Below are 9,634 nucleotides of genomic sequence, written 5' to 3' on the forward strand. Positions count from 1 at the left end.
GGGCGGCGCCCGGGGCGCGGGGCCCGTACGGCCCCGTTTTTCCCGGGGGGGGCGGGGCGGGGCGCACGCCGGCCCCGCGGCAGATCGAAGCGCAGGCGGTGGCTGGGAGGCGAGGGTGGCGCCAGCGGACCCTGGGCGGCGTGCTCGCCCAGCATCAGCAGGGAACGTCCGCGCTGCGCGCCACCGGCAATGCAATCGATCCAGGCCACCGAGTAGCTGCTGGCCGCTTCTGCGTCGAAGGCCTCCAGCAGCGCATCCAGCGCCGGCAGCTTGAGCGTGGTTTGCTCCATCACCGAGGATGGGATTCTCTTGAGCTGCAAGGCGGCGCCCAGGATCACGCCGGTCAGGCCCATGCCGCCGCAGGTGGCGTGGAACAGGTCGGCGTTCTCGGTGGGAGAGACACGCAGCTGCTCGCCGTTGCCCAGCAGCATGTCCAGGTGCCGCAAATGCATGCAGAAAGTGCCGTTGGCATGGTGATCCTTGCCATGCACGTCGCTGGCCACAGCGCCGCCGACTGTCACGAATCGGGTTCCGGGCGTGACCGGCAGGAACCACCCGTGGGGAATGGCCAGCCGCAGGATGTCGTCCAGCGAGACGCCGGCGTCGCATGCCAGTGCGCCGGTGGCGGGATCGAAGGACTGGAAGCGGTCCAGCCAGCGCGTTGCCACGACATGCGGACCGAGTGCGCTGTCGCCATAGCTGCGACCCAGGCCGCGGACGATGAGAGGAGCCCTGTCACGCAGGGCCTGCGACCAGCCGGCGCCGCTGTCCGGCGCGTCCAATGTGCCGGCCACCCGCGGATACCGGCCCCAGCCGTGCAGCGTGCTCACGCGCCCGCTGCCGGTTGCTGCGGCCTGACGAAGACGAAGCGCTTGTCCAGGTGGTAGCGGATGACGTAGCCCAGAAGCAGGCCCATGGCGCCGCCGAGGTAGCGCATGCCATCGGTGCCAAAGGCGGCATGGAAGGCGTATTCCGTGCCCCAGAACACCAGAGTGGTGAATGCGCCGAAGAAGGTATAGACCATGAACAGGCGGCCATCGTGCCGCAGGCTGTCGGCGCGAAAGCCGAAGACATGCTTTTTTTCCAGACTGTACTTGATGGGCAAGCCCGACGCCGTTCCCACAAGCACCGACAGGACAATGGCATGGGGCCCCTGGTAGAGGGCGATCACCAGGGCCTGGCAGGCGATGTTCACCGCGGTCGCGAGGGCCGCGACAAGGGCATAGGCCAGGCCGATGCGCAGCAGGCCTTTCACAAGCCCGTCCTGGCCAGGATGAACGCCAGTGCCACCAGGCCGAGGATGGCCCAGCTGGGGCGGTCCTTGAGCGCGAAGATCACCGGGTCGTCGTGCATCTGGCCGCGGTGGGTGATGAGCCAGGCGCGCGAGACCCAGTACAGCAGCAGAGGGCAGGCCAGCCAGATGAAGCGGGGCTCGGCGTACAGCGCCGCCGTGGTGGCGTCCTGGATGTACAGGGCCAGCACCAGGATGGCGACCTGGCCGGCCGTGCTGCCCAGGCTCGCGACCAGCTCGAAGTCGGTGGGCTTGTAACCCCGGCCGCGCAGAGCCTGCGGCTCGCTGGTGCTGCGAATGGCCTCGAGTTCGCTGTAGCGTTTCATGAAGGCCAGGCTGACGAACATGAACATCGAGAAAGCCAGCAGCCAGAACGACAGGGGCACGCCGATGGCCGCGGCCCCGGCCACCACCCTGAGCGTGTACAGCGAAGCGAGGGTGAGCACATCCAGCACGGGAATCTGCTTGAGCCGCAAGGAGTACGCGGTGGTCAGCGCGACGTACACGCCCAGCGCCAGGCCGAATGAGGGGGGCAGCAGCCAGCACAAGGCCAGCGCCGCCGCCAGCAGCGACGGCCAGGCCACCCAGCCATGCACGATGGCCAGGCTGCCGGCCGCGAACGGCCGCATGCGCTTGCTGGGGTGGTGCCGATCGGCAGCGATGTCGCTCAGGTCATTGAGCAGGTAGACGCCGGAAGCCGCCAGGCTGAAGGCGAGGAAGGCCAGCAGGGCCTGCAGCACACTCACCGGATTGCCGTAGGCGTGGGCGGTGAACAGGGGCAGCAGCAGCAGCAGGTTCTTCAGCCATTGGTGGGGACGCATGGCCTGCAGCAAGGCGGCTGCGGCATGGGGCGCCGCTGTGCCTATGGTCCGGCCCAGGTTGTCCGCCACCGCAATGCAGGCGGGCGGCTGCGAGAGGCGGCACACCACATGGGCCTGGGCCGCCGATTGCCATACCGGCAGATCGGCGCGGTCGTTGCCGACATAGTCGAAGCCGCCTTTCCCGTAGAGATCAACGAGGGCGTCGCGCTTTGCCTCGGCCTTGAGATTGGCCGCGCCTTCGGTCGCCAGGACCTGGTCGAACAGCTGGAGATGGCTTGCCACGCGCTCGGCGAGCAGGCGGTGGCTGCCTGTGGCCAGGATGATCCTGCGGCCACGCTGCTTCTGGTCGCGCAACCAGACCAGGAGCTCCTCGTTGTAAGGCAAGGTCGCGACCTCGGGCGGTGCTTGCTGTGCCAACTGGGCCTTGAGGTGGCTGCGCCCTTGCGCAAGCCAGGCCAGCAGCTGCCAAGCTCGCCAGGGGCTGCGCAGGACGAAGGCGCTCGCCGTCTCGGCCAGCAGGTCGGTCTTCAGGAGTGTGCCGTCCAGGTCGACCACCAGCGGCACGGCCGGCGCTTCCTGGGGCGGTTGTAACGGGAGCTCGGCAAACATCAGGCGCTGCGTGCCAAGGCTGCGGCCTTACTTCTTGTCGTTGTCCAGGCTGGCCAGGGCCGAACCGCCGCCCAGCGAGAGCAGGCCGGCCTTGCTGTAGATGGCCAGCTTCTCGCGGGTGTCGACGATGTCCAGGTTGCGCATGGTCAGCTGGCCGATGCGGTCCTTGGGCGAGAACGGCGCGTTCTCGACCTTCTCCATCGACAGGCGCTCGGGCGCATAGGTCAGGTTGGGCGACTCGGTGTTGAGCAGCGAGTAGTCGTTGCCGCGGCGCAGTTCCAGCGTCACCTCGCCGGTGACGGCGCGCGCCACCCAGCGCTGGGCCGATTCGCGCAGCATGATGGCCTGCGGGTCGAACCAGCGGCCCTGGTACAGCAGGCGGCCCAGCTTCAGGCCGTTCATGCGGTACTGCTCGATGGTGTCCTCGTTGTGGATGCCGGTGACCAGGCGCTCGTAGGCGATGAACAGCAGGGCCAGGCCGGGGGCCTCGTAGATGCCGCGGCTCTTGGCCTCGATGATGCGGTTCTCGATCTGGTCGCTCATGCCCAGGCCGTGGCGGCCGCCGATGCGGTTGGCTTCGAGAATGAGTTCGACCGGGTCGGTATAGGTCTTGCCGTTGAGGGCGACCGGCTGGCCTTCCTCGAAGCGCACCCGCACTTCCTCGGCCTTGACCACGACATCGTCCTTCCAGAAGGCCACGCCCATGATGGGATTGACGATCTTGATGCCGCTGCTCAGATGCTCCAGGTCCTTGGCCTCGTGGGTCGCGCCCAGCATGTTGGAGTCGGTGGAGTAGGCCTTCTCGGCCGACATCTTGTAGCCAAAGCCGGCCTGGGTCATGAAGGCCGACATCTCGGCGCGGCCGCCCAGCTCGTCGATGAACAGCTGGTCCAGCCAGGGCTTGTAGATCTTCAGGGCCGGGTTGGTCAGCAGGCCGTAGCGGTAGAAGCGCTCGATGTCGTTGCCCTTGAAGGTGCTGCCGTCGCCCCAGATGTGGACGTCGTCTTCCTTCATCGCGGCCACCAGCATGGTGCCGGTGACGGCACGACCCAGCGGTGTGGTGTTGAAGTAGGTCAGGCCGCCGGTGGAGACATGGAAGGCACCGGCCTGCAGGGCGGCGATGCCCTCTTGCGCCAGCTGCTTGCGGCAATCGATCAGGCGGGCCTTGACCGCGCCGTACTCCATGGCCTTGCGCGGAATCTCTTCGTAGTCCGGTTCGTCGGGCTGGCCCAGGTTGGCGGTGTAGGCGTAGGGCAGGGCGCCCTTGAGCTTCATCCAGTGCAGTGCGGCGCTGGTGTCCAGGCCGCCGGAGAAAGCGATGCCGACCTTCTGGCCGGTGGGCAGGTTTTCGAGAATGGTGCTCATGGAAGCTCGCTTCAGCCGAAGTGGCAGATGTAGTGGTAGGACTCGGTGACGCGGATCTCGAACTTCGAGTTGCCTGGCACGCTGAATTGTTCGCCCGCGCCCGAGGGGACCCAGGCATCGCTGCCGGCCAGCTTGTATTCGCAGGCGCCGGCCACGCCTTCCATGATTTCCGGCGCGCCGGTGCTGAAGGTCAGGGTCGCCGGCAGGATGACCCCCACCGACTTCTTGGTGCCGTCGGCCAGGGTGATGCCGTGGCTGACGCATTTGCCGTCGAAATAGACGTTGGCCTTGGTGGTGACGGAGACGCTGGGGATGGTTTCGGTGGTCATGCGGGCGTTCCTGGCGCCGGCTGGGCGCGCAAGTGAGGGAAAACCAGGAATTTTAGCTGCGCTGCGTGGGCTGCCGCGGCGCCGCTGTCCTTGTCAGTGCCAGCCGCGCGAGTAGCCGAAGTTCAGCGACATGCCGATCGGCGGGAAGAACGGCCGGTAGCCGCCGTAGTAGGGATAGGGGTAGGCCGCCGGATAGGCCGGGACGCCATAGACCACCGGGCCCGGCACGGTGGACACCGAGGATTGCAGGACGGGCGCGCCCTGCTGGGCCTGCGGCAGCGTCGAATGGACCTGGGTGCCGGGCGCGGCGAACTCGCCTTGCTGCACTGTGCTTGTGGCGCCCACCGGCGAGATCTGCAGCCGCACCGTGGGGCCCGGATCCTGCGGCATCTGCACGTTGTACTGGCGGCCGTTGTACTCGTAGCTGACGTTGTAGGCGACCGTGCGGTTCTCGTAGCTGGTCTGGATGGCGCATTGCGGGCCGTTGTACACCTGGGTGGCGCCGTTGGCCTCGATCTGGTTGCCCACCACGGCCCCGCCGATCGCGCCCAGCACGGTGGCTGCTCCCCGGCCGCCGCCGCTGCCGATCGCGCTGCCGATCAGGCCGCCGGCAATGGCGCCGATGGCGCTGCCCGCGCCGGAGACGGGATGCTGCACCACCATGGGCTGCTGGTTGCAGACCTGGCGTGGCACGGCCACCTGCTCGATGACGGGGCTGCTGGAAATCACGCGGCCGACCTCCTGGGCCTGGGCGCTCAACGCGGCCACGGCAGCCAGGGAACAAAGCAGCACGGATTTTTTCATGGAGGACTCGCGACGATGGCTGGAATGCACAAATTTTAGGCATTTTCCCGGCCTCAGCTGCGAAGCGGGGGTCAGCCGTGGGTCAAAGTTGACATCGCACGGAAAAATTGCGTCCTCAACCGCGCGCCAGCAACGCCCACTGCGCCGGGTCGAAGCCCACCGTGGTCTTTGCGGGCCATTCCACCACCGGGCGCTTGATCACGCTGGCCTGCTCCAGCAACAAGGCCTTGGCGCTGGCCGCGTCATGGACGCCGGCCTGGGTGGCGGGGGCGAGCTTGCGCCAGGTCGTGCCCTTGCGGTTGACCAGGGTCTCCCAGCCGGCCGCGGCCAGCCAGGCGTCCAGCCGCTCGGCCGGCACGCCGTCCTTCTTGAAGTCATGGAAACGGTGCTCGACGCCGTGTTCGGCCAGCCAGGCGCGGGCCTTTTTCACGGTGTCGCAATTGGGGATGCCGTAGACAACGATGCTCATGTCCAGATGATAGGCGCGGCGGCATGGGCACGGGTCCTGGGACAATCGGGGCATGGACACCCTGCAAGACTGGCTGGCGCACTGTGAGCGCCTGCACCCCAAGACCATCGAGTTGGGGCTGGACCGCGTGCGCGCCGTGGCCGCCCGCATGGAACTGCGCTTCGAATGCCCCATCGTTACCGTGGCCGGCACCAACGGCAAGGGCTCGACCTGCGCCATGCTGGAGGCGATTGCCCTGCAGGCCGGCTGGCGCACCGGGGTCTACACCTCGCCCCATCTGGTGCATTTCGAGGAGCGCTGCCGCATCCATGGCGAGATCGTGGCCGGCGCCGAGTTGCTGCCGCACTTTGCGAAGGTCGAGGCGGCGCGCCAGGACGTGTCGCTGAGCTATTTCGAATTCACCACCCTGGCCATCCTGAGCCTGATGGCGGCCTCCAAGCTGGACCTGGCCATCCTGGAGGTCGGCCTCGGCGGCCGGCTGGACGCGGTCAACATCGTCGACGCCGACGTGGCCGTGATCACCAGCATCGACCTGGACCACATGGACTACCTGGGTCCGGACCGCGAGAGCATCGGCCGGGAGAAGGCCGGCATCCTGCGCGCCGGCCGGCCGGCCATCGTCAGCGACCCGGTGCCGCCCCAGAGCGTGGTCGAGCATGCCCAGGCCATCGGCGCCGACCTCTGGCTGCTGGGCCGCGACTTCAACTTCTCCGGCGACAAGCAGCAATGGGCCTGGGCCGGGCGCGGCCGCCGCTACGCCGGCCTGGCCTATCCGGCGCTGCGCGGCGCCAACCAGTTGGTCAACGCGGCCGGCGTGCTGGCCGCGCTGGAGGCCTTGCGTGGCAAGGTGCCGGTGACGGCCCAGGCGGTGCGCAACGGCCTGGCAATGGTGGAACTGCCTGGGCGCTTCCAGATCGTGCCGGGCCAGCCGGCCCTGGTGCTGGACGTGGCCCACAACCCGCATTCGGTGGCGGCCCTGGCGGCCAACCTGGATGCCATGGGCTTCTATCCGACGACGCATGCGGTTTTTGGCGCCATGGCCGACAAGGATCTGGCGCCCATGCTGGCCAGGATGGGCCCCCTGGTGGACCGCTGGTACTTCACCGATTTGCCGACGCCGCGCGCCGGTTCGGCCGCCCATTTGCAGGCTCTGTGGCAAGCCGGCGAGACCCGCAAGGACGTGGCCGCCAGCACCCATGCCAGACCCATGGATGCCCTGCGCGCAGCCGTGGCCGCCGCAGACCCCGCTGATAGAATTCTGGTCTTCGGATCGTTCTACACGGTGGGGGGTGTTCTGGAGGACGGGCTACCCCGCCTTCAGGCCAAACACCTGGGTCCCTGAGAATCCAACCCGGGCGACACGCTGCATGGCCTTTTTCAAGTTCCGCAAGGGTGGCGACGATTCGCTGTCCACCCCTTCCCAGCCCGAAAGCGCCGAGGCAATGCGTCGGCGCGCCAAGCACAGGCTGATCGGCGCCGCGGTGCTGGTGCTGGTGGGTGTGGTCGGTTTCCCCCTGCTGTTCGACACCCAGCCGCGGCCGATCGCGGTGGACATCCCGATCGAGATTCCCGACCGCAACAAGGCCAAGCCCCTGCCGCTGCCGGCGCCCGCCGCAGCGCCGTTGGCCGCCAGCCCCGTGGTCCCGCCGCCGGAGCCTGTTGCTGAGCAAAAATCGGCTGTAGCCCCCGAACCAACTGCCTCGGCTGCTATCAAAACGGAAGCGAAGACGGAGCCGGCGCCTGCGCCCAAGCCCGAAGCCAAGGCGCAGCCCCAGGTGGCCGCCAAGCCCGAAGCCAAGCCCGAAGCCAAGACCGAGAGCAAGCCGGTGGCCGCCGATGACGGCGCCAAGGCCAAGGCGCTGCTCGAAGGCCAGGGCGTGGACGGCGCCAGCGCCACCGCAGCCGGCGAAACCCGCTTCATCGTCCAGGTCGGCGCTTTCGCCGATCCGGACAAGGCGCGCGAGACCCGGCTCAAGGTCGAGAAGGCGGGCATGAAAACCTACACCCATGTGGCGGAAACCAAGGAGGGCAAGCGCATCCGCGTGCGGGTCGGCCCCTTTGCCACGCGGGCGGATGCGGACAAAGCGGCCAGCAAGCTCAAGGGACTGGATTTGCCGGCCGCCATCCTCACCTTGTAAGGGTGATGGCCGCGCTGGACTGGGTGTTTGTGGCCGTGCTGCTGGCCTCGCTGCTGCTGGGGGCCTGGCGCGGCCTGGTGTACGAGGTGATGTCGGTGCTGGGCTGGATCGCGGCTTTCGTGCTGGCCCAGTGGTTTGCGCCAGCGATGGCCTCCTGGCTGCCCATGGGCGGCGCGGCCGAGCCGCTGCGCTATGCGGCCGGGTTTGTGGTGGTGTTCATTGCCACGGTGTTCGCGGCGGGCTTGCTGGCATGGCTGGCCAAGAAGATGATCGAGGCCGTGGGCCTGCGGCCGGTGGACCGCATGCTGGGCGCGGCCTTCGGTCTGGTGCGCGGTGGCGTGCTGGTCCTGGCGGCGGCTGTGGTTGTCCACATGACGGCGCTCAAGGACGAGCCATGGTGGAAAGAGTCGGCCGGGGCTGTCGTGGCCCAGGCGGCGCTCAAAGGTTTGAAGCCGGTGTTGCCCGAACGGTTCGGGCAGTACCTGCCGGGTTAGTGGATAGCAGGAAGTACCAATATGTGTGGAATCGTCGGTGTTGTCAGCAACGCTCCAGTCAACCAGCTGATCTATGACGCCTTGCTGCTGCTGCAGCACCGCGGCCAGGACGCAGCCGGCATCGTCACCCAGCAGGAACGCAAGTTCTTCATGCACAAGGCCAAGGGCATGGTGCGCGATGTCTTTCGCACACGCAACATGCGCAGCCTGCCGGGCAACGCCGGACTGGGCCAGGTGCGCTATCCGACCGCGGGCAACGCCTACAGCGAAGAAGAGGCCCAGCCCTTCTACGTCAACGCGCCCTACGGCGTCGTGCTGGTGCACAACGGCAACCTGACCAATGCGCAGGCGCTCAAGGCGGAGCTGTTCACCAGCGACCACCGCCACATCAACACCGAGAGCGACACCGAGGTGCTGATCAACGTGCTGGCGCACGAGATGGAGCGCTCCGGCCGTGACGTGCCGCTGACGCCCGAGCTGATCTTCCGTGCCGTGCGGGCGGTGCACAAGCGCATCCGCGGCTCGTATGCGGTGATCGCGCTGATCGCGGGTTATGGCCTGCTGGCCTTCCGCGACCCCTTCGGCATCCGCCCGCTGTGCGTCGGCCGCTCGGCGAATGGGGAGTTCATGGTGGCCAGCGAGAGCGTCGCGCTGGAGGGCACCGGCCACCAGCTGGATCGCGACCTGGCCCCGGGCGAAGCGGTCTACATCACTGAAGACGGCAAGCTGCACACCCGTCAATGTGCGACCAACCCGTCCCTGACCCCGTGCATCTTTGAACACGTCTACCTGGCGCGCCCGGACTCGATCATCGACGGCGTGTCCGTGTACAAGGCCCGTCTGCGCATGGGCGAGAAGCTTGCCGAGAAGATCCTGCGCGAGCGCCCAGAGCACGACATCGACGTGGTCATCGATCGCGTCAAGGTGCAGCCGGATCTGCAACAGCGCCTCGCCGAAAGCTTCGAGGCCGCGCTGCGCATCGCCGACGGCCGCGCCCTGGCGCTGGAAATGGACACGGGGGTTGAACACCTGTATTCCAGCAAATTCGGCTGCCCGGTGTGCAGCTACTCGCTGCCCGAACTGGAGCCGCGCATGTTTTCCTTCTACAGCCCGGTGGGCGCCTGCCCGGCCACACGTTGCCGGAATACGCCGTGTTCAGCGGCGACACCGTGCGCCGCGACGCCGACGCCGGCGTCTTCCCCGATCCGGCGAAGGTCCCCCGAGTCGTCCACGACGGCGACAACGTCCCCGTCGCCGCCGGCCCTCTCTGCGCGCCATCGCCGCCACCGCCGCCCGTCCGGGATCAGGCCGGCG

Annotated in this window: 10 protein-coding genes and 1 pseudogene; 4 read left to right on the forward strand and 7 right to left on the reverse strand. The window is 67.8% G+C overall.

Translation table 11 applies throughout. The features are described 5' to 3' along the window. From Q0632_RS14615 to Q0632_RS14645, 7 genes are all read right to left on the reverse strand, one after another. Positions 1–830: FAD-binding oxidoreductase (locus Q0632_RS14615; RefSeq protein WP_298931426.1), on the reverse strand; the 830-nt coding region annotated here is incomplete at its 3' end. After that, a complete protein-coding gene (locus Q0632_RS14620; protein WP_298931429.1) occupies positions 827–1,255 on the reverse strand; it encodes a GtrA family protein in 429 nt (142 codons plus the stop codon). The genes Q0632_RS14620 and Q0632_RS14615, both read right to left, overlap by 4 nt. Further along, on the reverse strand, positions 1,252–2,721 hold the full coding sequence (locus Q0632_RS14625) for a UbiA family prenyltransferase (protein ID WP_298931431.1): 1,470 nt from the start codon (positions 2,719–2,721) through the stop codon (positions 1,252–1,254). The genes Q0632_RS14620 and Q0632_RS14625 overlap by 4 nt, the downstream gene beginning before the upstream one ends. 27 nt (positions 2,722–2,748) lie before the next feature. Further along, positions 2,749–4,086 (reverse strand): argininosuccinate synthase, encoded by a 1,338-nt coding sequence (gene argG / locus Q0632_RS14630; protein ID WP_298931433.1) that lies wholly within the window; start codon positions 4,084–4,086, stop codon positions 2,749–2,751. Between the two features lie 11 nt (positions 4,087–4,097). Then, entirely contained in the window at positions 4,098–4,415 is a 318-nt protein-coding gene (locus Q0632_RS14635) for a pyrimidine/purine nucleoside phosphorylase (protein WP_298931435.1), read from the reverse strand. Between the two features lie 93 nt (positions 4,416–4,508). After that, positions 4,509–5,207 carry a glycine zipper 2TM domain-containing protein gene (locus Q0632_RS14640; RefSeq protein ID WP_298931437.1) on the reverse strand — a complete coding sequence of 233 codons (699 nt, stop codon included), beginning with the start codon at positions 5,205–5,207 and terminating at the stop codon, positions 4,509–4,511. Between the two features lie 127 nt (positions 5,208–5,334). Next, the gene (locus Q0632_RS14645) at positions 5,335–5,688 is read right to left on the reverse strand and encodes an ArsC family reductase (protein ID WP_298931439.1); all 354 of its coding nucleotides are present in this window, start codon (positions 5,686–5,688) and stop codon (positions 5,335–5,337) included. 52 nt (positions 5,689–5,740) lie between these two features. On the opposite strand from Q0632_RS14645, the gene folC reads away from it, so the two are divergent. The 4 genes and pseudogenes from folC to Q0632_RS14665 form a co-directional block, all read left to right on the forward strand. Then, on the forward strand, positions 5,741–7,030 hold the full coding sequence (folC, locus tag Q0632_RS14650) for a bifunctional tetrahydrofolate synthase/dihydrofolate synthase (protein WP_298931441.1): 1,290 nt from the start codon (positions 5,741–5,743) through the stop codon (positions 7,028–7,030). A gap of 25 nt (positions 7,031–7,055) precedes the next feature. Continuing rightward, the gene (locus Q0632_RS14655) at positions 7,056–7,826 is read left to right on the forward strand and encodes an SPOR domain-containing protein (protein ID WP_298931443.1); all 771 of its coding nucleotides are present in this window, start codon (positions 7,056–7,058) and stop codon (positions 7,824–7,826) included. Positions 7,827–7,831: 5 nt separating this feature from the next. Continuing rightward, a complete protein-coding gene (locus tag Q0632_RS14660; RefSeq protein ID WP_298931445.1) occupies positions 7,832–8,320 on the forward strand; it encodes a CvpA family protein in 489 nt (162 codons plus the stop codon). Between the two features lie 21 nt (positions 8,321–8,341). Next, positions 8,342–9,634 (forward strand): annotated as a pseudogene (locus Q0632_RS14665) (hypothetical protein); the annotation flags it as partial.

It is taken from the genome of uncultured Ramlibacter sp. (assembly GCF_936925435.1).
In the GTDB taxonomy this organism is placed as follows: Bacteria; Pseudomonadota; Gammaproteobacteria; order Burkholderiales; family Burkholderiaceae_C; genus Ramlibacter.

Excerpts from the sequence above, each read along its gene's own strand:
- Q0632_RS14645 (WP_298931439.1), bottom strand. The coding sequence starts at position 5,688 with ATGAGCATCGTTGTCTACGGCATCCCCAATTGCGACACCGTGAAAAAG.
- argG (WP_298931433.1), bottom strand. The coding sequence starts at position 4,086 with ATGAGCACCATTCTCGAAAACCTGCCCACCGGCCAGAAGGTCGGCATC.
- Q0632_RS14625 (WP_298931431.1), bottom strand. The coding sequence starts at position 2,721 with ATGTTTGCCGAGCTCCCGTTACAACCGCCCCAGGAAGCGCCGGCCGTG.
- folC (WP_298931441.1), top strand. The coding sequence starts at position 5,741 with ATGGACACCCTGCAAGACTGGCTGGCGCACTGTGAGCGCCTGCACCCC.
- Q0632_RS14655 (WP_298931443.1), top strand. The coding sequence starts at position 7,056 with ATGGCCTTTTTCAAGTTCCGCAAGGGTGGCGACGATTCGCTGTCCACC.
- Q0632_RS14660 (WP_298931445.1), top strand. The coding sequence starts at position 7,832 with ATGGCCGCGCTGGACTGGGTGTTTGTGGCCGTGCTGCTGGCCTCGCTG.
- Q0632_RS14635 (WP_298931435.1), bottom strand. The coding sequence starts at position 4,415 with ATGACCACCGAAACCATCCCCAGCGTCTCCGTCACCACCAAGGCCAAC.